The 25,231-nt window shown below is 70.6% G+C and carries 27 protein-coding genes and 1 pseudogene; 16 read left to right on the plus strand and 12 right to left on the minus strand.

Annotation, left to right across the window (positions count from 1 at the left end; genetic code table 11):
• Nucleotides 1–4: 4 nt before the first annotated feature.
• A complete protein-coding gene (locus ABZS40_RS25560; protein WP_354946014.1) occupies nucleotides 5–1,807 on the minus strand; it encodes an acyl-CoA dehydrogenase in 1,803 nt (600 codons plus the stop codon).
• A 152-nt stretch (nucleotides 1,808–1,959) separates the two neighbouring features.
• On the opposite strand from ABZS40_RS25560, the gene ABZS40_RS25565 reads away from it, so the two are divergent.
• The 3 genes from ABZS40_RS25565 (at nucleotide 1,960) to ABZS40_RS25575 (ending at nucleotide 3,662) form a co-directional block, all read left to right on the plus strand.
• Nucleotides 1,960–2,382 (plus strand): MmcQ/YjbR family DNA-binding protein, encoded by a 423-nt coding sequence (locus ABZS40_RS25565; protein ID WP_354946016.1) that lies wholly within the window; start codon nucleotides 1,960–1,962, stop codon nucleotides 2,380–2,382.
• A 164-nt stretch (nucleotides 2,383–2,546) separates the two neighbouring features.
• On the plus strand, nucleotides 2,547–2,927 hold the full coding sequence (locus tag ABZS40_RS25570; protein WP_354946017.1) for a VOC family protein: 381 nt from the start codon (nucleotides 2,547–2,549) through the stop codon (nucleotides 2,925–2,927).
• Nucleotides 2,928–2,966: 39 nt separating this feature from the next.
• Nucleotides 2,967–3,662, plus strand: coding sequence for an alpha/beta hydrolase (locus tag ABZS40_RS25575; RefSeq protein WP_354946019.1), 696 nt, complete (start codon nucleotides 2,967–2,969; stop codon nucleotides 3,660–3,662).
• Between the two features lie 50 nt (nucleotides 3,663–3,712).
• Here the strand turns inward: ABZS40_RS25575 and ABZS40_RS25580 are convergent, their stop codons facing one another.
• The 3 genes from ABZS40_RS25580 to ABZS40_RS25590 all read right to left on the minus strand — a co-directional run bounded on the left by ABZS40_RS25580 (nucleotide 3,713) and on the right by ABZS40_RS25590 (nucleotide 7,215).
• A complete protein-coding gene (locus ABZS40_RS25580) occupies nucleotides 3,713–4,981 on the minus strand; it encodes an MFS transporter (protein ID WP_354946020.1) in 1,269 nt (422 codons plus the stop codon).
• Nucleotides 4,978–5,574 (minus strand): helix-turn-helix domain-containing protein, encoded by a 597-nt coding sequence (locus tag ABZS40_RS25585; RefSeq protein ID WP_354946021.1) that lies wholly within the window; start codon nucleotides 5,572–5,574, stop codon nucleotides 4,978–4,980. The genes ABZS40_RS25580 and ABZS40_RS25585 overlap by 4 nt, the downstream gene beginning before the upstream one ends.
• 63 nt (nucleotides 5,575–5,637) lie before the next feature.
• The gene (locus ABZS40_RS25590; protein WP_354946023.1) at nucleotides 5,638–7,215 is read right to left on the minus strand and encodes an LLM class flavin-dependent oxidoreductase; all 1,578 of its coding nucleotides are present in this window, start codon (nucleotides 7,213–7,215) and stop codon (nucleotides 5,638–5,640) included.
• A 114-nt stretch (nucleotides 7,216–7,329) separates the two neighbouring features.
• Between ABZS40_RS25590 and ABZS40_RS25595 the strand changes: the two genes are divergently transcribed.
• Complete coding sequence (locus ABZS40_RS25595) at nucleotides 7,330–7,923, plus strand: MarR family winged helix-turn-helix transcriptional regulator (RefSeq protein ID WP_354946024.1); 594 nt, start codon at nucleotides 7,330–7,332, stop codon at nucleotides 7,921–7,923.
• 93 nt (nucleotides 7,924–8,016) lie between these two features.
• Here the strand turns inward: ABZS40_RS25595 and ABZS40_RS25600 are convergent, their stop codons facing one another.
• Nucleotides 8,017–9,528, minus strand: coding sequence for a phosphoesterase (locus ABZS40_RS25600; protein WP_354946026.1), 1,512 nt, complete (start codon nucleotides 9,526–9,528; stop codon nucleotides 8,017–8,019).
• Nucleotides 9,529–9,758: 230 nt separating this feature from the next.
• A complete protein-coding gene (locus ABZS40_RS25605) occupies nucleotides 9,759–10,421 on the minus strand; it encodes a hypothetical protein (RefSeq protein WP_354946027.1) in 663 nt (220 codons plus the stop codon).
• A 420-nt stretch (nucleotides 10,422–10,841) separates the two neighbouring features.
• Here ABZS40_RS25605 and ABZS40_RS25610 point away from each other — a divergent pair, with 420 nt between their 5' ends.
• Complete coding sequence (locus tag ABZS40_RS25610; RefSeq protein ID WP_354946028.1) at nucleotides 10,842–11,804, plus strand: helix-turn-helix transcriptional regulator; 963 nt, start codon at nucleotides 10,842–10,844, stop codon at nucleotides 11,802–11,804.
• A gap of 48 nt (nucleotides 11,805–11,852) precedes the next feature.
• A pseudogene (locus ABZS40_RS25615) lies at nucleotides 11,853–12,038 on the plus strand (DUF6624 domain-containing protein); the annotation flags it as partial.
• A 36-nt stretch (nucleotides 12,039–12,074) separates the two neighbouring features.
• Here ABZS40_RS25615 and ABZS40_RS25620 read toward each other — a convergent pair.
• Nucleotides 12,075–12,470, minus strand: coding sequence for a helix-turn-helix domain-containing protein (locus tag ABZS40_RS25620; RefSeq protein ID WP_354946068.1), 396 nt, complete (start codon nucleotides 12,468–12,470; stop codon nucleotides 12,075–12,077).
• A gap of 96 nt (nucleotides 12,471–12,566) precedes the next feature.
• Here ABZS40_RS25620 and ABZS40_RS25625 point away from each other — a divergent pair, with 96 nt between their 5' ends.
• Together ABZS40_RS25625 and ABZS40_RS25630 are read left to right on the plus strand one after the other, a co-directional pair.
• Entirely contained in the window at nucleotides 12,567–13,424 is an 858-nt protein-coding gene (locus tag ABZS40_RS25625; RefSeq protein WP_354946029.1) for an SDR family oxidoreductase, read from the plus strand.
• 178 nt (nucleotides 13,425–13,602) lie between these two features.
• A complete protein-coding gene (locus ABZS40_RS25630; protein WP_354946030.1) occupies nucleotides 13,603–14,067 on the plus strand; it encodes a GNAT family N-acetyltransferase in 465 nt (154 codons plus the stop codon).
• A gap of 33 nt (nucleotides 14,068–14,100) precedes the next feature.
• On the opposite strand, the gene ABZS40_RS25635 is transcribed toward ABZS40_RS25630, so the two are convergent.
• Nucleotides 14,101–14,460, minus strand: a complete 360-nt coding sequence (locus tag ABZS40_RS25635; protein WP_354946032.1) for a hypothetical protein — start codon at nucleotides 14,458–14,460, stop codon at nucleotides 14,101–14,103.
• A gap of 118 nt (nucleotides 14,461–14,578) precedes the next feature.
• Entirely contained in the window at nucleotides 14,579–15,268 is a 690-nt protein-coding gene (locus tag ABZS40_RS25640; protein WP_354946033.1) for a helix-turn-helix domain-containing protein, read from the minus strand.
• A 124-nt stretch (nucleotides 15,269–15,392) separates the two neighbouring features.
• Here ABZS40_RS25640 and ABZS40_RS25645 point away from each other — a divergent pair, with 124 nt between their 5' ends.
• From ABZS40_RS25645 to ABZS40_RS25670, 6 genes are all read left to right on the plus strand, one after another.
• Nucleotides 15,393–16,340: an ion transporter gene (locus ABZS40_RS25645; RefSeq protein ID WP_354946034.1), complete on the plus strand. Its 948-nt coding sequence runs from the start codon at nucleotides 15,393–15,395 to the stop codon at nucleotides 16,338–16,340.
• Between the two features lie 78 nt (nucleotides 16,341–16,418).
• A complete protein-coding gene (locus tag ABZS40_RS25650) occupies nucleotides 16,419–17,588 on the plus strand; it encodes an acyl-CoA dehydrogenase family protein (protein WP_354946036.1) in 1,170 nt (389 codons plus the stop codon).
• On the plus strand, nucleotides 17,588–18,433 hold the full coding sequence (locus ABZS40_RS25655; protein ID WP_354946037.1) for a PhnD/SsuA/transferrin family substrate-binding protein: 846 nt from the start codon (nucleotides 17,588–17,590) through the stop codon (nucleotides 18,431–18,433). Before ABZS40_RS25650 ends, ABZS40_RS25655 begins: the two co-directional genes overlap by 1 nt.
• Nucleotides 18,430–19,641 carry a ferritin-like domain-containing protein gene (locus ABZS40_RS25660; protein ID WP_354946038.1) on the plus strand — a complete coding sequence of 404 codons (1,212 nt, stop codon included), beginning with the start codon at nucleotides 18,430–18,432 and terminating at the stop codon, nucleotides 19,639–19,641. The genes ABZS40_RS25655 and ABZS40_RS25660 overlap by 4 nt, the downstream gene beginning before the upstream one ends.
• A gap of 18 nt (nucleotides 19,642–19,659) precedes the next feature.
• On the plus strand, nucleotides 19,660–20,013 hold the full coding sequence (locus ABZS40_RS25665; RefSeq protein WP_354946039.1) for a TraR/DksA C4-type zinc finger protein: 354 nt from the start codon (nucleotides 19,660–19,662) through the stop codon (nucleotides 20,011–20,013).
• A 67-nt stretch (nucleotides 20,014–20,080) separates the two neighbouring features.
• Nucleotides 20,081–20,338, plus strand: a complete 258-nt coding sequence (locus ABZS40_RS25670; RefSeq protein WP_354946041.1) for a hypothetical protein — start codon at nucleotides 20,081–20,083, stop codon at nucleotides 20,336–20,338.
• A 12-nt stretch (nucleotides 20,339–20,350) separates the two neighbouring features.
• Here the strand turns inward: ABZS40_RS25670 and ABZS40_RS25675 are convergent, their stop codons facing one another.
• Nucleotides 20,351–20,848: an N-acetyltransferase family protein gene (locus ABZS40_RS25675; RefSeq protein ID WP_354946043.1), complete on the minus strand. Its 498-nt coding sequence runs from the start codon at nucleotides 20,846–20,848 to the stop codon at nucleotides 20,351–20,353.
• A gap of 55 nt (nucleotides 20,849–20,903) precedes the next feature.
• Nucleotides 20,904–22,169 carry a phosphopyruvate hydratase gene (eno, locus tag ABZS40_RS25680; protein WP_354946045.1) on the minus strand — a complete coding sequence of 422 codons (1,266 nt, stop codon included), beginning with the start codon at nucleotides 22,167–22,169 and terminating at the stop codon, nucleotides 20,904–20,906.
• Nucleotides 22,170–22,287: 118 nt separating this feature from the next.
• On the opposite strand from eno, the gene ABZS40_RS25685 reads away from it, so the two are divergent.
• Both ABZS40_RS25685 and ABZS40_RS25690 read left to right on the plus strand, forming a co-directional pair.
• Complete coding sequence (locus tag ABZS40_RS25685) at nucleotides 22,288–23,202, plus strand: MerR family transcriptional regulator (RefSeq protein WP_354946047.1); 915 nt, start codon at nucleotides 22,288–22,290, stop codon at nucleotides 23,200–23,202.
• Between the two features lie 484 nt (nucleotides 23,203–23,686).
• Nucleotides 23,687–23,914: a winged helix-turn-helix domain-containing protein gene (locus ABZS40_RS25690; RefSeq protein WP_184186009.1), complete on the plus strand. Its 228-nt coding sequence runs from the start codon at nucleotides 23,687–23,689 to the stop codon at nucleotides 23,912–23,914.
• 306 nt (nucleotides 23,915–24,220) lie between these two features.
• Here ABZS40_RS25690 and ABZS40_RS25695 read toward each other — a convergent pair whose 3' ends face one another.
• Nucleotides 24,221–25,216 carry a ribonucleotide-diphosphate reductase subunit beta gene (locus tag ABZS40_RS25695; protein WP_354946069.1) on the minus strand — a complete coding sequence of 332 codons (996 nt, stop codon included), beginning with the start codon at nucleotides 25,214–25,216 and terminating at the stop codon, nucleotides 24,221–24,223.
• Between the last annotated feature and the right edge of the window lie 15 nt (nucleotides 25,217–25,231).

Raw genomic sequence — 25,231 nt, forward strand, 5'->3', positions numbered from 1 at the left:
CCGGTCAGAACCAGTCCGGGCGCATGTCGAGCGTGGTCCGGTCCCGGCTCTCCAGCAGGTCGAACTGCGGGCCGGTCCGGGGCAACTCGACCAGGAAGAAGTAGCGGGCGGCCTGCCGCTTGCCGGCGTGGAACGCGTCGCCGCCCCCATCCGACGGCAGCACCAGCACCTGCTCCAACCACATCCACGCGATCACCACGTGACCGACGGCCTCCAGGTAGGCGCTGGCGTTGGCCAGCGCGAGCACCGCGTCACCGTCGGCCCAGAGTTGACGGGTGACAGCGGTGACCCGGTCCACCGCGGCGGCCAGCCGGTCCGCCAACTCGGCCGCCTCTCCCCCGGCCTCTCGGGCCCGCTCGACCGTGTCGCCGATCGTTGTGGTCAGCAGGGCAAGACCAGCGCCGCCCTGCATGGTCATCTTGCGCCCCAGCAGATCCAGTGCCTGGATGCCGTGGGTGCCCTCGTGGATCGGGTTGAGCCGGTTGTCCCGGTAGTGCTGCTCCACGTCGTGGTCGCGCGTGTAGCCGGCCCCTCCGAGCACCTGGATCGCCAGGTCGTTGGCGGTGAGGCACCACTGCGACGGCCAACTCTTGGTGATCGGGGTGAGCACGTCCAGCAGCAGGTGCACGCGCTCGCGGTCGGCCTCGGCCGGGGCGGTCTTCTGCTCGTCGAGCAGCCGCGCGCAGTAGAGCACCAACGCCAGCGCCCCCTCCACGTAGCTCTTCTGCGCCAGCAGCATCCGTCGTACGTCAGGGTGGTCGATGATCGGTACCTGCGCGGCGGCCGGGTCCTTCGCGCCGACCGGCCGGCCCTGCGGCCTCTCCTTCGCGTACGCCAGGCTCTTGAGATAGCCGGTGTAACCCAGCGCGGTGGCGCCCGCCCCGACCCCGATCCGGGCCTCGTTCATCATGTGGAACATCTGCGCCAGACCCTGATGCGGCGGGCCGACCAGGTGACCGACAGCTCCGGCGCGGCCGGCCGGGGTGTGCGCGCCGTCGCCGAAGCTGAGCAGGGTGTTGGTGGTGCCCCGGAACCCCATCTTGTGGTTGAGCCCGGCCAACACCACGTCGTTGCGCTCGCCGAGCGACCCGTCCGGGCCGACCAGCACCTTGGGCACGATGAACAGCGAGATGCCCTTGACCCCGGCCGGCGCGCCGGGGATGCGGGCCAGCACCAGGTGGACGATGTTCTCGGCCAACTCGTGGTCACCACCGGAGATCCACATCTTGGTGCCGAACAGCCGGTACGTGCCGTCCGCCTGCGGCTCCGCACGGGTGGTGATGTCGGCCAGTGAGCTGCCGGCGTGCGGCTCGGACAGGCACATGGTGCCGAAGAACCGGCCGTCCAGCATGGGCCGGACGTAGGTGTCCACCTGCTCGGGGCTGCCGTGGGCCAGCAGCAGGTTGGCGTTGCCCAGGGTGAGGAACGGGTACGCCGAGGTGGCGACGTTGGCGGCCTGGAACCAGGTGAAGCAGGCCGCGGCGACGGCGTGCGGCAGTTGCAGGCCACCGACAGTGGCGTCCAGCCCGGCGGTGAGCAGGCCCGTCTCGGCGAAGCTGTCCAACGCCGCCCGGACCTGCGGGATCAACCGCACCCGCTGCCCGTCGAAGGTGGGCTCGGCCAGGTCGGCGGCGCGGTTGTGCGGGGCGAACTGCTCGGTGGCCACCCGCTCGGCGAGATCCAGGGCGTCGTCGAACGTCTCCCGAGAGTGCTCGGCGTAGCGGGGGCGCTCGACGAGCTCGGACACCCGCAGCCACTCGTGCAGCAGGAAGTCGAGGTCACGGCGGGAGAGCAGGATGGACGGCACGGCACTCCTCAGCGGGCACGGGGGCGGGTCGGGCCGGGGCGACGGCCCACTGTCGCCCCGCCCATCCTGGCCGATCGACAGGGCGCGCACCACCGGCCCGGGCGGGGTCGACGAGCGGAACGTGTCACACCGACCGGTTAGCGTCGTTGCCCGTGACCGCACCCGGAGATGTCCCACCCGAGGTCCTCGACCGACTGCGGCCGATCTGTCTCGGGCTGCCGGAGACCTACGAGGAGCCCGCCTGGGTGGGCACCCGCTGGCGGATCCGCAAGCGGACCATCGCCCACGTGCTCACCGTCGACCCCGAACGCCAGCCGGTGCACGCACGGGCCGCCGCACTCGACCGGCCCGCCTGCCTGCTGACCTTCCGGTCGCCACTCGACGAGATCGCCGGGCTCCTCGCCTCGGGGCACCCCTTCTACAAACCGGACTGGAGTCCGAACGTGATGGGCATGGTCCTGGACGGGAACACCGACTGGGAGGAGGTGGGTGAGTTGCTCACCGAGAGTTACTGCGTCATGGCCCCTAAGCGGCTCGCCGCCCGGGTCGGCCCCCCGGCGCCGCCGACCGGCTGAGCGCCGGGCTCAACGGCGGGCACTTAGCCGTCGACTACCCGGTCCAGGTCTACCGGATAACGGCCGAGGCCGGGCCGCCCGCACGGGACCACGCCTGATCGTCTGGTCAGGCAGCGCTGGCGGCTGTCGAGCGGCACCCCCGGATCTTCGATATCCTGGGCGGCATGCACCGAAGCCGGGTCTACGCGCTGCTGATCGACGCTCCCGAGGCGGAGGCCGCCCGGGCGGCGGAGTTCTGGTCGGCGGCGCTCGGCGTCAGCACCCGGTCCGATCCGGCCGAGCCGCACTTCGTCGGCCTGCACAAGGCACTGCCGGGCCTGGTCACCGCGGTCCAGGCGGTCGATGACACGCCGCGCTTCCACCTCGACATCGAGACCGACGACGTGCCAGCCGAGACCGGACGGTTGATGGCTCTGGGTGCCACCGAGGTGTCGGAGTGGCTGGAGTGCCGGATCCTGCGGGCGCCCGGTGGCCACCTGCTCTGTGTGCTTCCGGTGGCGAGTCCACCGGAGGTGTTCGCGGCCGAGGCCCGCACCTGGTCGTGACCCGCCGAATTGTCGCAGGTCGGCGTTAGGCTCCTGGCCATGGCTGAATTCGTGTTGGTGGCGGGGGCGTGGCTGGGGTCGTGGGCGTGGGACGAGGTGGTGCCGCCCCTGCGGGCGGCCGGCCACGGCACGCACCCGCTGACCCTCTCCGGCCTTGCGGACCGGCGGGATGTGCCCGCCGGGCAGCAGACCCACGTGCAGGACATCGTCGACGAGATCGAGCGCGGTGACCTGCACGACGTGGTGCTGGTCGGGCACAGCTACTCGGGCATTCCGGTGGGTCAGGCCGCCGAGCGGATCGGCGACCGGTTGGCCCGGGTGGTCTTCGTGGACTCCGAGGTGCCGGTCGACGGTGGGTCGTTCGCCTCCGGCTGGTGGCAGGGCTCGGCCGCCTTCGAGGCGCAGATCGCCGACAACGACGGTTACTGGGCTCCGCTCGGCGCGGCCGACTTCGACGGTCAGGGTCTGACCGATGAGCAGATCGCGCGTCTGGTCGACGGTTCCACTCCGCACCCGGGTGCGACGCTGACCGAGCCGGCGGTGCTGAGCCGCCCTCTGGGTGAGCTGCCGGCGACGTACGTCAAGTGCCTGCTCGACGGGCCTGAGCCCAACGACACTGTGGCGAAACTGCTGACCAGTGACCAATGGCGACTTTTCACGATGGCCACTGGCCACTGGCCGATGTTCTCCCAGCCCGCCGAGCTGGCCCGGGTTCTGTTGGCGGAGGCCGGCTGACCCTCGCTGGCCGGTGCGGCAGACCCAGGCCAGCCGCAACCCCGCAGCCCTCAGGTCGCGTCGAGGGTCTGGATGTGGCGCACCGGTGACGCGAGCAACCACAGCACGGCGAGCAGGCCACCCAGGCCGGCGATGGCCAGGGTGGGCCGCAGCCCGATGGTGGTGCCCAACGCGCCGCCGACCAGCGCGCCGAGTGGTCGGATGCCGTAGTTGACGGCGCTGTAGGCACCGGCCCGGCGTCCTAGCGCGTCGGCGGGTGTCACAGCGATGAGGAGGGCGTTGAGGTTCACGTCCATCAGCATCACCCCGACGCTGGAGACCAGCTCGATGGCCGCCAGCATGGCAACCTTCGTCCAGGTGGGTCCGGACACCAGCGCGGTCAGCGCCAGCGGCGCGGGAAAGAGCACCGCGCCGATCATGGCGGTACGGCCCAGACCGATGGCGCGTGAGACCCGCGGTGCGAGCGCCGCGCCGATGAATCCGCCGATCGCGCCGCAGCCGAGGGCGATGCCGATCGCGCCGGCCGACAGGCCGAGTTCGCGGCTGGCGTAGAGCACCAGCAGCGCGCCGGCGATGAAGGTGAAGAAGTTGACAGTGCTGGTGCAGCCGAGGGCGGCCCGCAGCACCGGGTGCCGCAGTACCAGCACGAGCCCTTCGCGGACCAGGCCGAGGGTGGACGTCCGACTCGGCGGTGGCGGAGGCTCGGTCACCGGGATGCGGCTGAGCAGCAGCGCGGAGCCGAGGAAGGAGACCGCGTCGACGACGATCGCGACCGGAGCGCTGAGCGCCTGGACCAGCCCACCGCCGACGGCCGGGCCGGCGATGAAGGAGAGTGACCGGCTCATGCTCATCTTGCTGTTCGCGTCCACGTACGCCGATCGCGGCACCAGGCCGACGAAGAACGCCTGACGCGCCATGGCGAAGAGCACCGCGCCGAAGCCGGTGAGCAGTGCCACCAGGTAGAGCTGGCTGAGGGTGATCGCGTCGAACAGGTAGGCCACCGGCAGGCTGAGCAGCACCGCGGCGCGGATCAGGTCCGCGATGATCAGCAGTCGCCTCTTGTGGGTGCGCTGGTCCACCCAGGCACCCAGGAACAGGCCCAGCAGGTTGGGCAGCCAGATCAGCGCGGTGAGGACGCTGACCTGCACAGGTGTGGCGGTGAGCAGGGTGACGGCGATCAGCGGTAGGGCCAGTTCGCTGATCCGATCGCCGAAGTGGGAGATCGTCTCGCTGATGCAGAAGGTGCGGAAGCGCCGGTCACGGTGCAGGGCCGGCGGGGGCCCGGTGTCGGTCTCGGTGGGGGCGTCAATGGCGGTCATGACGCGGCCGGGTCGTCGTCGCCGGGCTCGGGCAGCAGATAGCGCAGCATCCGGACAATCCGCGCGTCGGCCGGGGCCGGCTTCTCCTTGCGCCGCACGTACGGGGCGATCAGCTCTTCAATCGACTCCTCCAGTTGCCGCAGTTCGGCCGCGGTGGCCACGAACCGGGTGTCGGCCATGCCGGCCAGCGCGCGCCACTCGTCGTCCAGTCGGGGCTCCTCATGCAGCAGCCACTGTTGGGGTGCGTCGGCGTTGCGGGCGAACATCTCGCCGCGCAGCTGCTGGCTGGCGGACTTCCCCTCGGTGCCCTCGGGCACCGTGAAGCGGAAGCCTCGGGCTGCCGCCTGCCACCAGCGTTCCCGCTTGCTGGTGGCGCCATCCCAATCGATGACCAGGCCGAACGTCGCGAGGTGCCGCAGGTGCCAGCTGACCACCGACGGTGTGGCGCCGACGTGCGGTGAGAGCCCGGTGGCCGTGGCCGGGCCGTGGCGCTGAAGGTGCTCCAGGATCGCCAGCCGGACCGGGTGGGCCAACGCCCGCAGCGCCTGCGGCTCGGTGATCTCGAAATCCCCGTACGGATTCTTGAGAGGCATGTTTCGAGAGTAGCCTCTCAGATCTGATCGGGGCAACCCCGAGCCGCCGCGGCGGCGCGTTGGTCAGGCGATGCCCAACCGCGCCAACGGCTCGACCAGTTCCCGCTCCTCGTAGCTGAGGTGCGACAGGAGAGCATCGGTCAGCAGGTCCACCGCTGCCCGCAGCTCGGCGATGCCGTCCGGAGACCCGACGTACGCGACCAGGGCCCGATCGACACCCTCCAGCACGTCGTGGATGACGTGATGTTCCTGCTCCAGCCGGTCGACCACCGGGCCGAGCCGGGCGTCCCGCGCCCGCAACCGGGGGAAGAGCGACTGGTCCTCGATCGTGTGGTGGGTGGTGACGATGCGGCAGTACGACTCGCAGTAGACGCCGAGCGTCCACCGGTTCTGCCGCATGGTCATCGTGTTGATGTGGGACCGGGCCGCGCCGGCGTCGATCTCGCCGGCCGCCACCTGCTCGATCAGGTCGTGAATCTGGGCCAGCTCCGCGCGCAGGCCGTCGTGGATCTGCACGAGGTGCGCGCCGGTGGCCTGCTCCTGCGGGGTGTAGGTGCGCTCCGGGTCGGGCGCGGGTCCGGTCGGCCGGACCGACTCGTCCCACACCTGCTGCCCGCTTCGCCGTACACCGTCGTCCGGGGTCGGCACCACTGCGAACGCGCCGCCGGTCGCGGTGGCGCGGCTCGCCCGGGCCGGCGGCGCGACAACCGGGTCCGGGTCCGGCTCCGGCGTACGCTCCGGAGCCGCGCCCCGGTCACGTTCGGCGGCGACCAGCTCGCGGACGGCGGGGGCCACCTCGCCGGCGAAGCGGCGCAGGTCGTCGGGGTCGTCGCTGCCCAGGATGAAGGTGCCGACACCCTCCTCCAGTGCCAGCTCGGCCAGTTCCTCGGCCCACTGCTCGGCAGGCCCGTTCAGTTGGCCGCGCCCGGCGGTCGAGAACTCTCCGGCGATGTTGAGCAGCCGACGCACGTCCTGCGGGGACCGGCCGGCCTGCTGCGCGGCGTCGTCGATGATCGCGTTGCCCTTGGCCAGATCACCGGGCTGGAGGTAGCCCAGCGTGGGCAGCCAACCGTCGGCCCGACGACCGGTGAGCTGGAGCATCCGGGGCTTGTACGCGCCCAGCCAGATCGGCACCGCGTGGGCCGGAGCGGGGCCACGTTTGGCGCCCACCACGCGGTAGAACTCGCCGTCGACCCGCACCCCGCCACGCGTCTCGACGTCCCAGACCTGACGGACGACCTCGATGGCCTCCTCCAGCGCTCGCACGCCCTGGCCGGGGGTCAGCCGCCGGCCGCCCATCGCCTCGATGGCATCCCAGAACGCCCCCGCCCCGAGGCCGAGGCTGACCCGGCCGCCGCTGAGCAGGTCCAGGCTCGCCACACTGCGGGCGAGGACCGCCGGCGGGCGTAGTGGCAGGTTCGTCACGTTCGCCGCCAGGTGCACCCGGCTGGTGCGGGCCGCCACGAAGCTCAGCAGCGTCCAGGTGTCGAGGAACGCCGGCTGGTACGGGTGATCCTGGAAGGTGACCAGGTCCAACCCGACCTGCTCGGCCAGGACGGCGACACCGACCGCACGGTCCGGATTGTCAGCGCTGGGCGTGACGAAGGAGCCGAAGACCAGGTCGTGGCCGTAGTCGCTCATCTGCGAGCCTCCCGATTTCCCCGACGCCTCAGGCGATGCGTCGTGGCCTTAACCTTATGCCACGCAGAACATCTTCTGCCAACAAGGTCTGTCTCACTGCGGTATTGTCGGGGGATGACGGGTGCCTCTCACCGGCCGGACCGGCCCGATCCGCTCGACGACGACCTGGGCTGGATGCTCGGGATCGTCTTCCGCGGCTACGTCCGGGCGGCCGAGCACGCGCTCACCGACTTCCCCGGTGGTCCGCGCGGCTACCAACTGCTCACCGCGGCCAGCAACGGGCCGGCCCGAAACCAGGGCGCGATCGCCGAGGAGATCGGCATCGACCGCACCGTCCTCACGTACCTGATCGATGACCTGGAGCGGCCCGGTTTCGTGGCCCGACGCGCGGACCCGGCCGACCGGCGCAACCGGCTGGTCGAGGTCACCGACGCCGGCCGTGCCGCCTGGGAACAGCGGCGGTTGGCGCTGCGGCAGGTCGAGTCGCATCTGCTGGGGGCGCTGACGCCGACCGAGTCGGCGGCGCTGCGGTCACTGCTCCAGAAGGTCGCCTGCTCGGCCCAGGCGGTGGACCCGTTGCGCGACCTCTGCGAGGTGGTGACACAGGTGCAGGCCGACCCGGCACCCGCAGCGCGCCGGAACGGCGCCGCGGCAGCGCGGAGCGGGCGAACCGCCACCCCCCGAGCCCGCCGCAGCAGGCCCGACTGACCTGCGGATACAGCGGGGCGGGCCGGCCCCGCACCACCCGACGTGTCCGTCGAGCGGTGCCGGACAGGCCCGCGAAGTCGCTACCGCATTCGGTCAGCGCACGTGCACGAAGACCGGGTTCGAGTAGAACCACAGGTCGTCCCACGGGCTCTCCAGCCCATCGGCGAGCGGCTCGGCCTCGTCGGTGCTGGTGCCGCGCACCCGCGCGTAGGTGTCCGCCTCGACATTGCGCAGTGTGTGCCGGATGACGTAGCTGTCGCCCTGCCGGCGCCAGTCCCGCGGGCCGAACCGGGCCACCACCTTCGTGGTGGGGTTGGTGTCGGCGTCCAGGCTGGCGCTCGGGCCGGTGATCTGGCCGACGATCAGGTCGACCCGGCGGACCTCGGGCCGGTCGCCGTTCGCGTTCGCCCCACCCAGCGGGCGGAACGTGATCTCGATCTCGACATCGGTACGACCACGACGGCTCACCGTGATCGTCTCGCCCACCTCGGCGGTCCTGCCCTGCGACGTGGCGGTGACGTCGAGGCTGCGGATCAGGTCACCGGTCGTGACCCAGATCCGGCCGTTGCGCAGGCCGTCCATGATGTCGCCGTAGTCCTGGCGGGCGTGCACGTACGTCTTGCTGTACTCGCCCGGCCAGAAGTCGGAGCCACCGCGCGTCCAGTGCACGTGCGAGTCCGAGGTCGCGGTGATCCACCAGCGCCGGCCCTCGCCGAGCAGTGAGTCCCACAGGCCGCCGACCCGGGCGGTCATCTGGTCGAAGCCGCCGTAGGTGGGGTGGTTGCCGTAGCCGCCCCGCTTGCCACCGTTGAGCGGACCGGCCTGGTGACCGGGGGCGCCCTCGAAGCCGATGTAGACGTCCGGCGCGGCGTTGTTGCCGTTGCGGAACTCGCGCGGGGTGTCCTGACCGTAGACGCCGAGACCGGGCGCCGAACGGGACGCGTGGTGGGCGATCACCAGCGGCTTGTGCGGCATGCCCCGGGCGACCTTGAGGAACTCCACCATCTTGGCCTCGGTGTCGCGGGCCGGGTCGGTGGGGAACGCGTCGTACTTGGCGAACCGGCTCTCCAGCTCGAAGAGCTGCTTCGCCTCGTCCTCGTGGCGCGGGATCATCAGCGTGTGGTGGTCCAGCGAGGGCGCGTCGAACTCCATGCCCCAGAACTGGAGCACCTCGGGGACCAGCTTGCGGGACCGCAGCAGGTCGGGGTATGCCTGCTCGATGTTCACCTTCGAGTGGGTCGGTCCACCGTGGTCGGTGCACATCGCCCAGGTCAGCCCGAAGTTCTTCGCCATGATGGCGTTGGTGACGATCGGGTAGACCGCGTCCGCGCCCTTGTGAAAGACGATCGGGGACTTCGTGGTGTCGAACTCGCCGCTGTACTCGGAGTGGATGTGGTGGTCGCCCGCACGCCACGCCCGGTTCTTGGAGTTACCCCGGTCGGTCTTGTCGTCGTCACCCGGCCGGCGGTCCTCGTCGGCCCACGCCGCGCCGGCGCCGACCAGCGGGCTGGCCGCGGCCAGCGTCGCGCCGACACCCGCGTACTTGACCAGCTTTCGCCGGGACAGCTGCGCGTGCTCGGCCTCTTCGGGATGCTTGTCTCTCACGTGAGAGCCTCTCCTCGATCAAGCGAATGCTCTTTCGAGGAGCCTCGGAGAAGGCGGTGAACACCCGCCGTACGCGGCCGGTGCGCACGATGAACACCCTGCCCCGACCTGCGCGAAGCGCCGAGGGGGCAGCAGCGGGTCACAGTGCGATCGCGCAGTGTCCAGTCGGGACCGGCCTCGGCCGGGCCGGGTCAGGGCGTTCGCCGAGCGGTGTCCCGCCGACGGCCCGGTCAGATCCGGGCCCGCGGCAGCCAGCCAAGGAATCGGAGCCGGACCCGGGGCAACGGCAATGTGGGCAGGTCCTGAGCGGCGGCGACGAGGCAGGAGCCGAGATAGACAGCGAGGGAGGCGCGCGCTCCACCGAACTCGGCGAGCAGTTGGCTCTGCTTGGTGGCGCAGGGCCACTCGCGGCCGCATCCGGTGCAGGTCCAGCTCGGCGGGTTGGGGAGGTGCTCGGGCAGCCTGGCGCGGCGGTACCGACCGACGACGCTGTTGTCCGAGCGCACGTCGCGTCGCCGCGCCGCTGCGCCTTCGTTGCGGTGGGCTACCGGACGGGCACCGGGCAGGTAGCGCCCGACGGTGCCGAAGAGCGCCCCGACGCGAATCAGGGCGTCCGGTCCGACGTGCTGGGTCAGCAAGGCGGTCATCAGGTAGTGCCCCAGCAGGTCGAAGGCGTCACGGTGCAGACCCAGGTCGCGGCAGAGGTCGACGAAGTCCGGCGTGGTCAGTGGCACCCGGTCGTCGAGTGCCCGGCGCAGCACCTCACGCAACCCACGCCCGAGCCTCTCCAGCGCGTCCCCCTCGCCCAGGCCCAGGCTGTCCTCGTCCGCCACCCGGGCCAGCGCCTCGGCGACGGCCAGCCGAACGACGCGGTCAGGATCGGTACTGTCCAACGCTTCCCCCTCAGTGGGTCGGCCTTTCGGCAGTGACCCGTTCGTCCTTCGACGAATCATGAACAAGATTTCGCTGTCGGCCAGGCGAGTGGCTAGGACAGCAGACGTAGAGCCATTCGGCGCGCTAGCCGGAAAACGAAGTCGAGCTGCCGACACAGCACAGTGATTCGCGGGACGGACGTCAGTGCTTGTCGTATGGTGACATTCCCACCTACAGATATTGCGCCTCAGCTTCGATAAATGGTCAGACCAGATCCGACACGCTCCACCGGTCGCTGCCGTCCCGCTCGCGACGTTCCATCCCCCCGCACCGCCGGCCAACGATGTGCCGGGTCACCGCCGAGCACCCCGGCACGTCCCGAACCTGCCGTCGGCACCGTTTCAGCACCCGGCGGCACCTCCACCGGACGGAGACAGCGGATGACGTCATCGCCAGTGCAGACCCACCAGTTCGACAGCCGTGACCCGGCTGTCATCCAGGAATTCCTGTCCGCCACGTACGACCCGAAACTGCGCATTCAGAGCCGGAACGGTTATCGGCTCACCCACCACCGCGTCGACACCGGCCCCTTCGCCATCGCTACCACCCGCCAGACCGGGCACCTCGAGATCGATGCCAGCACCCTCGGCGGGCTGGTCATCGGTCGCACGCGCACCGCGCACGTCGATCGCTCCTGCGCCGGATCGGCCCACCGGTTCGGCCCCGGCGAGGCCTTCCTCGTCACCAGGCCCCAGGAGCCGTGCACCGTCCACTGGCATCCTGGCGAGGTGGAACTCTGCGTGCTGGACCTGTCGGTGCTGGCGCAGGTGGCCACCACCGCGCCGGCCCGCCGGCCCGGTCGGATCGAGTTCACCGAGCTCGGTGCCGCCAGTACGACCCTCGCCCGGCAGTGGCGCAACACCACCAGCTTCGTCCGTGACGTCGTGTTGAACAGCCCGGCCGCCGGGGCCCAGGCGCTGGTGATCGGCAACGCCGCCCGGATGCTGGCCGCGGCAGCGCTCGCGGTCTTCCCCAACACCGCGTTCACCGAGCCGACCGCCGCGGACCGGAACGACGCCACCACCGCCACGCTGCGACGGGCGATCGCGTTCCTGGAGGAGCACGCCGACCGGGACATCAGCGCGGCCGACATCGCCGGCGCCGCCGGCGTCTCCCTCCGGGCGGTGCAACTCGCCTTCCGCCGTCACCTCGGCACCACCCCGATGGCCTACCTGCGTCGGGTCCGGCTCGTCCGGGCACACCACGACCTGGTCCGCGCCGACCCGAGGCAGGAGACGGTCTCGGCGATCGCCAGTCGGTGGGGGTTCGCCAGCCACAGCAGGTTCACCGCGCGATACCACGCCAGCTTCGGTGTGCCGCCGCGCGAGACGCTGAACACCTGAGACAGGTCGCGGTCCGCGCCTTCCGGGGGTGACCACGAGGACCGGGTCGCTGTGGGCAAGGGCGAGCCCCAGGGGTACGGCACACAGGTCCGCTGCGGACCGGACGGCCCCGTCCCGACGACTCCGATCACCGACGAGCCGGCTGTCGAGCGGCGCCGGGCCGAGGCTGGCCTGCCGACGCTGGCCAGCTACCTGGCCGGAATGACAACGATCTGCGCGCAGGACGACAACTAGCGGCGTCGACCGACGTTCGTCGGGGCGGGCTTCGAGTCAGCCCCGGTCGTGCTCGCGGCTGTCGCGGGCGGTCTGCAACTCGGGCACCGAGGCCTCCAGCAGATCGGCGAGGCCCCGCAGTTGCTCGGCGACCCGGGCGCCGAGCGGGGTCAGCGAGTATTCGACGCGCGGTGGGATCGCGGTGAGCACCTCGCGGGTGAGCATTCCGTCGCGTTCGAGGGCCTGCAGGGTCTGGGAGAGCATCCGCTCGCTGACCCCGTCGATGCGGCGACGCAGCGCGTTGAACCGGTAGCGGCCCTCACCGAGCGCCAACAGGGCCAGCGAGGCCCACTTCGAGGTGACGTCCTCGAAGGCCGCACGGGAGGTGCACCCTCGGGCGAAGACATCGCTGACGAATTCCTGGGTAGGCCCCGCCGGGTCCTGGGCCGGCATGTCGCTCACCTCACCAGCCTATCCCACGCCGCACCTTGGTTAGTGCTGTAGATTAGTAAGTGCTTACTGATCTGCCCCTACCCTCCGGAGGTTCTCATGCCCACCTATGCCGTCACCGGCGCCACCGGCCGGCTGGGCCGCCTGGTGATCGAGCAGTTGCTCGACAGCGGCGTACCCGCTGCCGAGATCGCCGCCATCGTTCGCAGCCCGGAGAAGGCCGCCGCCCTGGCCACGCGCGGGGTCGAGATCCGCAAGGCCAGCTACGACGACCCGTCGACGCTGCCCGGCGCCGTGGCGGGCGTACGCCGCCTGCTGCTGATCTCCGGCGACACTCCCGGTCAGCGCGTCGCGCAGCACACCGCGGTCATCGACGCCGCCAAGCTCGCCGGGGTGGAGCGTCTCGTCTACACCAGCATCCTCAAGGCCGACACCACGGCGAACCCGCTCGCGCCGGAGCACAAAGCCACCGAGGAGGTCCTCGCCGCGTCCGGTCTGACCTACACCGTGCTGCGCAACAGCTGGTACACCGAGAACTACACCGACCAGCTGCCGCAGTACCTGGGGTCCGGCACGATCCTCGGCGCCAGCGGCGGCAGCAAGATCTCCGCCGCGACCCGGGCCGACTACGCGGGGGCGGCCGTGGCCGCGCTTACCCGCGAGGAGGACGGCAACGCCGTCTACGAACTGGGCGGCACCGCGTTCACCTTCGACGAGCTGGCCGAGGCCGTCACCGAGGTGACCGGCACCACAGTCGTCCACCAGGACATGTCCGCCGCCGAGCTGGCCTCGGCCCTGGAGAACGTCGGCCTGGACGCGGGCACCGCCGGTTTCGTCGCCGCTCTCGACCACTCGATCGCCAACGGCGAGCTGGCGACCGACAGCGACGACCTCAGCCGGTTGCTCGGCCGGCCGAGCACCCCGCTGCGTGACGCCATCCGGGCCGCGCGGGCCTGACCGGGTTCACCGCGTGGCGGGCGGCGGGACCCCGATCGCCGCCGCCCGCCACGCGGTGAAGCAGCAGACGTATTCTCGACGGCATGGTGAGGCACGTCGATGAGCAGCTCTCCCGGCCCATCTGGCCGTCACTTCGGCACGCCGAGCCGCCCGATCTGGACACGTCGGCGTCGACCCGGTGAACGGCGGTGACTTCGTCGTCCGCGCCGCCGTGGCGCAGGACGACCCCGAGCTGGTCTTCGACGTGCTGTGGCAACTCGCTCCCGACGACGCACGACCGGACACCGCCCGGCTCACCACCGCCTGGCGCGACCTGCACGCCCAAGCCGGCCGCCGCCTCCTGCTGGCCGTCGACGGGGACACCTTCGTGGGCACCCTGGACACCCTCGTCGCCCCCAACCTCACCCACGGCGCGCGACCGTACATGGTGGTGGAGAACGTGGTGGTCGCACCCGGATGGCGCCGTCGTGGGGTCGCCCGGGCCCTCATGCTGGCGGCGCTCGACGAGGCGACGGCGGCCGGCTGCTACAAGGTCCAACTGGTGTCGAACGCCGCGCGCACCGACGCCCACCGGTTCTACGCGTCCATCGGGTTCACGCAGTCCGCTCTCGGTTACCGCCGGTACCTCACCGGCGCGACGTGACGTCGGGTGCGGGCACTCCCGCTTCCCGGCCGACTACTCCGCCTCGTCCTGCTCATCGGTGAGCTCGGCCAGAACGTCGGCCGCGTCCCGGTTCCCGCCGTCGGCGAGCCGGCGAAGTTCACCGACGTCCGCCCGCTCCGCGGCCAACTCGACGAGTTGGTCGGCGGCGTCCCGGTCGCCCCGGTCGGCGAGTCGCCGCAGCTCGTCCGCGTCGCCGAGTTCGGTGGCGAGTTCGACAAGTTGTGCCGCCGCGTCGGCGTTGCCGTCCTCGGCCAGCTGCCGCAGCTCGGCGAGGTCGCCCCGCTCCCCCGCGAGCTCGACGAGCTGGTCGACCGCGTCCCGGTCACCGTCCTTGGCGCGTTGGCGCAGGTCGGCAAGATCAGGGTCGGACATCGCGCACCTCTGGGCAGCTGGCGCGGGGCCGCCTGGTCCCGCTCTCCATTGAAAACCTAGTTCAGCGGGCGTCGAGGTGCGCGGAGGACCGGCAGACACCACCGGTACGCCGAGGCGGTCAGCCCGCCTCGGTCGACTCCGCGAGCAGCAGGCCGGTCAGCAGACTGCGCAGGGTCCGCTCGACGAGGTCCGCCCTGGGCGCCGGCCCGGAGGGCTGACTGAACGCCGCGACCAGGTGCGGGTACGCCGCGGGGTCCACCCCGGCGAAGCTGAACGCCCCGGCGGCGGACTCGCGGCGGGCGAAGAGGCTCACCACGCCTGTCATCATCGCGATGGCCTCGAACTTGGCGGCGACGGGGCAGCGCACGGGTTCCATGATCCGGATGCAGTTGTCGAACCAGGCCAGGCTCTGCGGGCCGATGCCGGAGGGCCGGTGGATCACGTCGAGCAGCCAGGGATGGGCGCCGAACAGCGCCAACTGCCGGCGCCCCAGCAGCACCATCGTCTCCACCCAGTCGCCCTTCACCTGCGGGTACGGGCGCAGCTCGCCCGCGGCCCGGTCGGTCATCAGGTCCAGCAGGTCATCGCGGGACGACAGGTAGCGGTAGAGGGATCCGGCGCCAGTGCCGAGCGCTGCGGCCACGGCGCGCATCGACACCGCGGCCAGCCCTTCGGTGTCGGCCAGGGCGATGGCGGCCACGACGATGGTGTCCCGGCTGTGCGCCGGAGCGGGGCCGCGGCTGCCGCGTTCGGGCCTGCTCCAGATCGGCAGCCGGTCGGGGCCGTCGCTCGCCGGTGTCTCACTCACTGATCTACTGTAATTGCCAACGTCGTTCGCAGTCAGATGGTCGCCCACCGTCATTGATCTTGGCTAGGCTGGTGCGCATGCCCGCACACCACCCGCACCGCCGCGTGATCGAACCGGCCGACTGGTGAGTGACGCGCCCGTGCCCGCCCAGCGGGGTGGTCCGTCCACACCACCGCGGCACCGCTCGGGTTGGACCAACCGTTGCGACCGGCTCGCCCGGTCACGACCTTTCGAGATCGCCATCGTCGTGGTCATCCTCGCCAACGGCATCGTTCTGGGCCTGGAGACGTACGACGACCTGAGCCCTGCGGGCACCGCGCTGCACGGGCTGGAGCTGTTCTTCCGGGCCGTCTTCGTCGTCGAGATCGCCGTCCGGCTGGCCGCCTACGGCAGACGCCCACAGGACTTCTTCCGGCACGGCTGGAACGTCTTCGACTTCGTGGTGATCGCGGCGATCTTCATCCCGGGCCTGCACGGCGACCCGGCGCTGCTGCGGGTCGTACGGGTCGCCCGCATGGTGCGCCTGGTGCGGTTCTCGCCGGGTCTGCGGACCATCGTCTCCGCGCTGTGGCGCAGCCTGCCGGGCGTCACCGGGTTCCTCGCCCTGGCCGTGGTGACGCTCTACGTGTACGGCATGGCCGGCTGGCTGATCTTCGGCAACAGGTATCCGGAGGAGTACGGCGACATCGGCCGGTCGCTGCTGACGCTGTTCGTGCTGTTGTCGCTGGAGACGCTGCCGGACCTCATCGAGCAGGGCATGGCGATCTCACCATGGACACTGCTCTACTACGTCAGCTACGTGGTCATCACCGTCAACCTGCTGCTCAACATCCTCATCGCGGTCATCGTGAACTCCATGGAGGAGGCCCGCCGGTTGGAGATGACCGAACGACTGGCTCCCGGGTACGACGAGGACGGCGACGGCGTGCCGGACGAGGTGGACCGGATCGCGCTCACCCAGCGGCTGGACGACCTGCGGGCGGTCATCACCGAGTTGGAGCGCGAGCTGCGCATCGACCGGGACGACGGGCACGGCCGATCACACCGGGACAACGCCCGCGTCAGACGGTGATCCGACGCTCGCGCCACGTTTTCGGGTTCGGATAGTGTCGATGGCGGTCCCGTCGGCCTCTCTGAAGGGGTACCGAGCATGACGACCAGTGTCGACAATGCCCAGACCGCCACCGACCCCACGGACACGCTCGGCACGGTGATCGACGACGTGATCCGCCCGCAGGCGCCGACCGTCGACCGGGATGGGGCCTTTCCCCGTCCGGGTGTCGACGCTCTCGCCGCAGCCGGCCTGCTCGGCCTGGCCTCCTCGAGCGAGGTCGGCGGCGCCGGCCACGGCATGCGGACGGTCGCCGAGGTGATCGAGCGGCTGGCCGCCGAGTGCGGGTCCACCGCGGTGGTGGTGCTCATGCACTACGCGGCGACAGCAGTCATCGAGGCGCACGGCCCGCGCGACGTCCGCGCGGCCATCGCCACCGGCGATCACCTCACCACGTTGGCGTTCTCCGAGTACGGGTCGCGCAGCCACTTCTGGTCACCGACCGGCACCGCGACAGCCGCCGACGACGACACCGTCCGCCTCGACGCCCGTAAGAGCTGGGTCACCTCGGCCGGCGAGGCCAACAGCTACGTCTGGTCGAGCCTTCCGCTGACCCGCGACGCCGGCCCGATGACCCTGTGGTTGGTGCCGGCCGACAGCGCCGGCCTGAGCGTGACCGGCGACTTCGACGGGCTGGGCCTGCGGGGCAACGGCTCTCGGCCGATGACCGCCGACGGTCTCCGGGTTCCCTCGACGGCGAGGATGGCGGCCGACGGGGCCGGGCTGGACACCGCGCTCGGCGCGGTCCTGCCCTGGTTCCTGGTGCTCAACGCCGCTTTCTGCCTCGGTCTCGCCGACAGCGCGGTGGCCGAGGCCGGCCGACATCTCACCCGGACCACGCTCACGCACACCGGCGCCGCCCTGCGCGACGCGCCCGTCACCCGACGCGACCTCGCCCGGCTGATGATCCGCACCGACGCGCTGCGCGCCTTCCTGGGCGACACGCTCACCGCTCTGGAGACCGGCCGCGACGACGCGATGCTGCGGGTGCTCCAGGTCAAGGCGCTCGCCGGCGAGACCGTCGCCGACGTGACCGATGGCGCGATGCAACTCTGCGGCGGCAGCGCCTTCCGCAAGGAGTTGGGCCTTGAGCGCCGTTTCCGGGACGCTCGCGCGGCCCGTGTGATGGCGCCGACCACCGACGCGCTGCACGACTTCGTCGGTCGGGTCGCCACCGGGCTGCCGCTGCTCGACGAGGCCAACCGCTGATGCCCGCGCCAACAGTTCTGCTGGGCGCGGTCGCGTACGACCCGAAGGTGGTGACCATCTGGGAGGGCTTTCGCACCTGGCTGCGCGGGCAGGGCCTGGACTTCGACTTCGTCCTCTACTCGCACTACGAGCGACAGGTCGAGGATCTCGTCGCCGGGCGGATCGACGCGGCCTGGAACTCTCCCCTGGCCTGGCTGCGGGCTGAGCGGTTGGCGGCCGCCAACGCCACGGCCGTACGCGCGCTCACCATGCGCGACACCGACCAGGACCTCACCTCGGTCGTGGTGGTCCGCGCGGACTCGCCGGTGCGTCAGCTCGCCGACCTCGCCGGACGGGTGGTCGCCGTCGGGGCGATCGACAGTCCACAGGCGACGTTGATTCCGCTGGGTCACCTCGCGGCGGCCGGGGTCACTGTCGACGTACGCCGCTTCGACGTGGGTGTCGGCCTGCACGGCGATCACATCGGCGGCGAGCGCGACGCGGCCCGTGCCCTGGTGGCCGGGGAGGTCGACGCCGCCTGCATGATCGACGCCAACCATCTGGCGTTCGTTCAGGAGGGCACGTTACCGCCGGAGGGCACCCGGATCGTGGCGCAGACCGCACGCTACGACCACTGCAACATGACGGTCCGCGCGCCGGAGTCCGACGGTGTCCGGCTCTTCGGCACGCTGCTGCTCGGCATGTCGTACGCCGATCCGCAGGTGCGCCCGCTGCTCGACCTGGAGGGGCTGACGGCCTGGCGGGAGGGCCGCACCACGGGCTATGACGCCCTCGCCGACGCTGTCGACGCCACCGGTTTCTACTCTCCCGACGGGCGGGTGACGGCCACGGACTACCGGCCGTGAGCGCGGCACCGGTCGCCCAGGTCGACCTGGGTGACCTGGGTTTCGGCCGGGGCGCTCATCTGCTGGTGCAGCGCGCCCTGGCCGGCTTGCCGCCCGGCAGCCGGTTGGCGGTCTCCGGTCGCGACCCGGCGCTGCGCGTACATCTGCCCGCCTGGTGTCGTGGCCGGGGTCATCGGGTCGAGTGGCCGGATCGGGGCGAGGCGAGCGAACTGGTGGCGGTGGTGGTCCGGGGGTCGGCGGATGACGACCGCTGGTTTGGCGCGGAGCGGGCCGGGCCGGCCCTGCCGTCGGCGCTCAGCAGCCGCCCATCCGCGCGGTGGGGGCTCGGTGCCCGGGGCGCGCTGCTCGAAGCCGGTGGTCCGGAGGCCCGGTTCGACCTGGACGACCGCGACCTGGTCTGGGCCGACATCGCCCCCCACCTGTACGCGCAGGCCGCCGCCCGACAGTGGGACCCGCAGACCGCGGTGCCGTGGAATCACCCGTTCGCGCTGCCGGCCGACGTCGAGGCCGCAGTGGTGCAGGTGATGACCTATCTGGTCGAGAACGAGCAGGCCGCCCTCGTCGTGCCGGCCCGGTTCGTGGGGCGCATCCATCCGCACTTTCGGGAGGTGGTGCAGCTGCTCGCCGTGCAGATGGCCGACGAGGCGCGGCACATGGAGGTCTTCAGCCGGCGGGCGCTGCTGCGGGGCGCCGAGATGGGAACGTCATCCGCCGGCGGTCGGCAGTCGCTGTTCACGCTCGTCGCGGAGTCGGACTTCGCGTTGGCATCGTTCCTGCTCTCCGTGCTCGGCGAGGGCAGCTTCGTCGATCTGCTCTCGTTCCTGCACGACAACGCCCCGGACCCGGTGACACGCCGGATCTGTTGGCTCGCCATGCAGGACGAGCGCCGGCACGTGGTGTTCGGCATGGCCCACCTGGAGCATCAGGCGCAGCTGGATCCGCTGCTGCGGGACCGGCTGCGGGCGGCGATCCACCGCCGCCACGACGCGCTGGTCGACACCGCGGGGCTCAACGCGGATGTCTTCGACGCGCTGGTGGTGCTCGCGGCGGGTGGTTGGCATCCGGACGACGTGTCCGGCGGCTTCGACCGGGTGCAGGCTCTGCAACACGCGATGGACCAGGGCCGTCAGCGCCGCCTCGTCCGCCTGGGTTTCCGGCCCGACGAGGCAGCGGCACTCTCCGCCCTGCACACCCGCAACTTCATGTAGCGATACCGTGGAGCGGCCATGGACAGGAATACCAGCGCGGTCCGCGAGGAACTGCTGCGGTTGCGCGAGCAGACCGAGGCTCAGGCCACCGCCCTGGAGGGCGACCTGAGGGGCCTCTTCGAGGCGTCCCGGTCCTCCAACGCCGATGACGAGCACGACCCGGAGGGCAGCACCATCGCCTTCGAACGCGCGCAGCTCACCGCCGTCCTGGACGCGGCCCGCCGACGCGTCGCCGAGTTGGACATCGCGTTGCGTCGGGTCGACGACGGCAGTTACGGCGTGTGCGAAGGATGCTCCCGGCCCATCCCCGCCGAACGGCTCGTCGCCCGCCCCTCGGCGCGCACCTGCGTGGCCTGCGCCAGCCGGCGATGAGGGCGCCGCCCGACCGGGAGTCCGCCCGGCCGGCCGGGGGTCGCGGCCAACCGACGCCAGCCCACGGTTGCAGCGTCGGGCGACCAACATCACCATCCACGAAACAACCGATCCCGAGGTCATCATCGCCGAGTTCGAGTATCAGGGCACCGTCGCTGACACCGGGGAGCGATTCGCACTGCCCGGCATCTTCGTGCTCCGCGTGCGCGATAGCGAGATCGTCAGCTCGCACGACTACTTCGACCATCTCACCGCCGCTCGAATCCGTGGCCAACTCGACGGGCTCGTCGCGGCCGTCAAGGCAGTCCCCAGCACGTCGACGTGACACAGCCCAGAGTCAGTCGAGGACAGGGCTGCGCCGTTCCAGGAGGACGACGTCGCGCCAGCGGTCGTGGTGCCGACCAACCCGCTCGCGTACTCCGATGACGCGGAAGCCGGCCCGCTGGTGCAGCGCCAGGCTGGCGGTGTTCTCCGGGAAGATCCCGGACTGAATCGTCCAGATGCCGGCCGCCTCGGTGGAGGCGACCAGCGTGTCGAGCAGCAGTCGGGCGACGCCGCGCCCCTGGGCCGCCGGGTGGACGTAGACGGAGTGCTCCACCACTCCGGCGTAGACCGCGCGGGTCGAGGTCGGCGAGACGGCGACCCAGCCGAGAACCGTTCCACCCGGGTCGTCGGCCACGAACCGGTGCCCGGCCAGCCGAGCGGCGTCGAACGCCGCCCAGCTCGGCGCGGCGACCTCGAAACTGGCGTCACCGGTGTCCAGGCCGGCCTGGTAGATCGCCAGGACCCGGTCGGCGTCGGCGGCAGCCATCGGTCGCACGGTGATGTCGGCCATCAGCACGGTCCTTTCCGCGGGCAGGAGGCTCGACGGCAGCTCAACCGGCCGGGCCTCAGCGCCGCCCAGCGTAGATGGCGCGGTCGCCGAGTTCCTCCTCGATGCGGATGAGCTGGTTGTACTTCGCCGTGCGGTCGGAGCGCGACAGTGAGCCGGTCTTGATCTGCCCGCATCCGACACCCACGGCCAGGTCAGCGATCGTGGTGTCCTCGGTCTCCCCGGACCGGTGCGACATCACCACCCGATACCCGGCCTTGTGGGCGGCGTCCACCGTCGCCAGGGTCTCGGTGAGCGTGCCGATCTGGTTGACCTTGACCAGGATCGCGTTGGCGTAACCGCCGTCGATCCCGTCGCGCAGCCGGTCGACGTCGGTGCAGAAGACGTCGTCGCCGACCAGCTGCACGCGCTCTCCCGTCGCCGCCGTCAGCCGCTTCCAGCCGGCGATGTCGTCCTCGGCCATTGGGTCCTCGATCGAGCTGATCGGGTAACGGGAGACAAGGTCGAGCAGATAGTCGATGTGCTCGTCGACGGTGCGCTGGCGTCCCTCGCCGACGTAGTCGTAGACGCCGTCGTGGAAGAACTCCGAGCTGGCCGGGTCGAGGCAGATCAGCACGTCGGCGCCGGGCTCGTAGCCGGTGTCCTCGATGGCGCGCAGCACGAACCGCAGCGCCTCGTCGGCGTCCGTGACGTTCGGCGCGAAGCCGCCCTCGTCACCGACGTTGGTGTTGTGCCCGGCGGCGGCCAGGGACGCCTTGAGGGTGTGGAAGACCTCCGCGCCCATGCGGACCGCCTCGGCGAAGGTCTGCGCGCCGACCGGGGCGATCATGAACTCCTGGAAGTCGAGCGGATTGTCGGCGTGCGCGCCACCGTTGATGATGTTCATCATGGGCACCGGCAGCAGGCGGGCGCCGACGCCACCGACGTAGCGGTACAGCGGCTGCCGGTGGGCCGACGCCGCCGACCTGGCGGTCGCCAGGGACACCGCCAGGATCGCGTTGGCGCCCAGTCGACCCTTGTCCTTCGACCCGTCGAGCTCGATCATCGTCTCGTCGATCAGGGCCTGGTCCTCCGCGTCGAGCCCGAGCACGGCGTCGGCGATCTCGCCGTTGACCGCGGCGACCGCCCTCCCGACGCCCCTGCCGTGAAACCGCGCCCGGTCTCCGTCGCGCAGCTCGACCGCCTCGTTCGCCCCCGTCGACGCCCCGGAGGGTACGGCCGCCCGGCCGGTCGAACCGTCGCTGAGTTCCACGTCGGCCTCCACTGTCGGGTTGCCCCTGCTGTCGAGGATCTGTCGCGCCCGCACCCGACTGACTGCCGTCATCACACACTCCCTGTTCAGGCTGCCTTTTCGCAGCCAGACTGGCAGGAAACGGCGGCCCTGGCACCGCGACGATCGCCACGTTGACCCGTACCCCGGGGTGCGGGTTTAGGGTCGCGGGATGCGGGTGGGTGAGTTGGCACGGCGGACCGGGACCACGGTCCGGGCACTGCGGTACTACGAGTCGGCCGGGCTCGTGGTGCCCCGGCGGCTGAGCAACGGCTACCGCGAGTACGACCCCATGGCGGTGCGCTTGGTGGCCCAGATCCGCGAGCTGATGGCACTCGGCCTCACCGTCGAGGAGACCCGGCCCTTCGTGGAGTCGATAGCCGGTGGCGCCGACGACACCGACGTGTGCGCGGCGGCAGTGGCCACGTACCGCAGCACGATCACCCATCTGCAGGAGCGGATTGGTCTGTTGAGCGCCCAGCGGGACGCGCTGGACGCGCGCCTCGACGCCGCCGCTACCCAGGTCGTGCCCGGTGGTCGGGCGGAAGGCGGCGACACCGCGGAGCTGGTCGGCGTCAGATTGCCACCGCTGTCGTTCTACGGCACCGACGGCCGTCCGGTCGATCTCGGCGCGCTCGGCGACGGACGCAGCGTCATCTTCGTCTACCCACTGACCGGACGGCCGGGCGTCGACCTGCCCAACGGGCTGCTGGAGATCCACGGCGCCCGCGGCAGCACCGAGCAGGCCGCCTGGTTCCGCGACCACCACGCGGAACTTCGCGCGGCCGGCGCCGCCCGGGTGTACGGCCTGTCCGCGCAGTCGACCGGATACCAGCGGGAACTCGCCCACCGGCTGCGGCTGCCCTACCCGCTGATCCCCGACCCGAGGCTGACCCTGGCCGACGCGCTGCGGCTGCCAACCCGCACCGCCGGTGACATGACCGTCTACGAACGACTGACGCTGATCGTCGCCGACGGCAAGGTGGAACACGTCTTCCACCCGATCCCGGACCCGGCGTCGCACCCACTGGACGTCATGCGGTGGCTCACCAAGCGACGCCCGGCCTCCGGATCGGTCGCCGCCTAGAATTCGTCGTCGAACTCGCCGCACTGCTCGGCGTCCATCCTTACTTCTGCAACATGATCGATGCGGCGTCCGCCACAACACCCAACGACCAATCGAGCTGACGGCATTCGCTCGGACCCGCGCACTCGAGGCAGCCGCCTGAACGCCACGGCTGGTCAAGTGCCCGAGTCCAGTGAGCATCAAGCGTCCGCATGGCGGCGAACAGTTCGTCTGCCCGACTTACCGGTTCAACGATCGGCACGGCGACACCCTCCCGCGTTCACGACGTTGGCTCCACCTGGGGGCAGCGACCATCTGCCGCGCTCCCCCAGGTGGGTGTGCGGCCGAGAACCCAGGAGTTTGCCGAAACCAGGGAACGCGACCTAGCTGCAACCTATTCCAACTTGTAGGAGCAGGTCAACGTGCTTCGTGGAACTTGTTGGAACAGGTCCCCTCGTGATCAGATTGGGCTGCCGAAACCAGGGAACCTTACGGAGATCGACCCATGCCGACCGAGCGAGTGGACTACCGGCGGATCGCCAACGAGATCGCGGGAAAAATCAAATCGGGTGAGCTTGCTCCGGGCGAGAAGCTGCCGTCCACCCGCGAGCTGGCCGAACAGTACGGCGTGCACATCTCCACGATCAACCGGGTCATGACGATCCTCAAAGACCGCGAGTTGGTCGAGGGCCATCCAGGCAAAGGTGTCTACGTCGCAGAGGCCCAGAGCTGAGCACGCCGCTTCCTTCATCAATTGATGAGAAGCAGCTCAGCACCGTCGTGTTTAGACGGAGTGGCTGTCAGCCAACCCCGCACCGCCTCGTCGATCATGGAGTTGCGGTGGGTGACAAAGTGCCTGCACCACACCAAATCAGGCACCACAGCTCCATGATCGACGAGACTGGAACGCCCCTTCCCCGCGATCTTGCACTTCCTGTCGCGACATAAAAGAGCATTGCGCGCAAATCGGCGACCGAAAGTGCAAGATCGGCGCGGACGGGGCGTTCCTCAGGGGCAACGCGTGGGTTGAGGTTGCCGCCTAGAAGTCGTCGTCGAAGGCGACAGTGCCCGTCACCCCGACCTGGTACGCCGACACCCGCCGCTCGAAGAAGTTGGACAGCTCCTGCACGTCCTGCAACTCCATGAAGCCGAACGGGTTGCTCGACCCGTAGTGCGGCGCGATGCCGAGTTGGGCGAGGCGGCGGTCGGCGACGTGCTGGAGGTACTCCCGCATGTCGGCCAACGTCAGCCCGGGCACACCGTGGCCCACCAGGTCCTCGGCGAACCGCACCTCACACTCGACGGCCTCGGTGAGCATCCGGCGAACCTGGTCGGCGAGGTCGTCGTCGAACAGGTCCGGCTCCTCGGCGCGGACGGTGTCGACGACGTCGAACGCGAACGCCATGTGCATGGACTCGTCGCGGAACACCCAGTTGGTGCCCGAGGCGAGACCGTGCAGCAGGCCGCGGGAACGCAGGAAGTAGACGTACGCGAACGCGCCGTAGAAGAACAACCCCTCGATGCAGGCGGCGAAGCAGATCAGGTTGAGCAGGAACGTCCGTCGGTCCTCGCGGGACCGCAGCTCCCGCAGGTCGTTCAGGGAGTCGATCCAGCGAAAGCAGAATTCGGCCTTACGACGGATCGAGGGGATGTTCTCGATGGCCGCGAAGGCCTCGAAGCGCTCCGTCTCGTCGGGCACGTACGTGTCGAGCAGGTTGAGGTAGAACTGGACGTGCACGGCCTCCTCGAACAGCTGGCGGGACAGGTAGAGGCGGCCCTCCGGGCTGTTCACGTGCTGGTAGAGGTTGAGCACCAGGTTGTTGGCGACGATCGTGTCACCGGTGGCGAAGAACGCCACCAGTCGGCTGACCAGGTGCCGTTCGGCCGGCGACAGCTTGTCCAGGTCGGCGAGGTCGGCGTGCAGGTCGACCTCCTCGACCGTCCACGTGTTGCGGATCGCGTCGCGGAACCTGTCGAAGAAGTGCGGGTAGCGCATCGGGCGCAGAGTCAGGTCCATCCCGGGGTCGAGCAGCATGTGCGTGGTCCTCGT

This window comes from Micromonospora sp. NPDC005324 (assembly GCF_040607155.1).
Taxonomy (GTDB): domain Bacteria; phylum Actinomycetota; class Actinomycetes; order Mycobacteriales; family Micromonosporaceae; genus Micromonospora; species Micromonospora trifolii.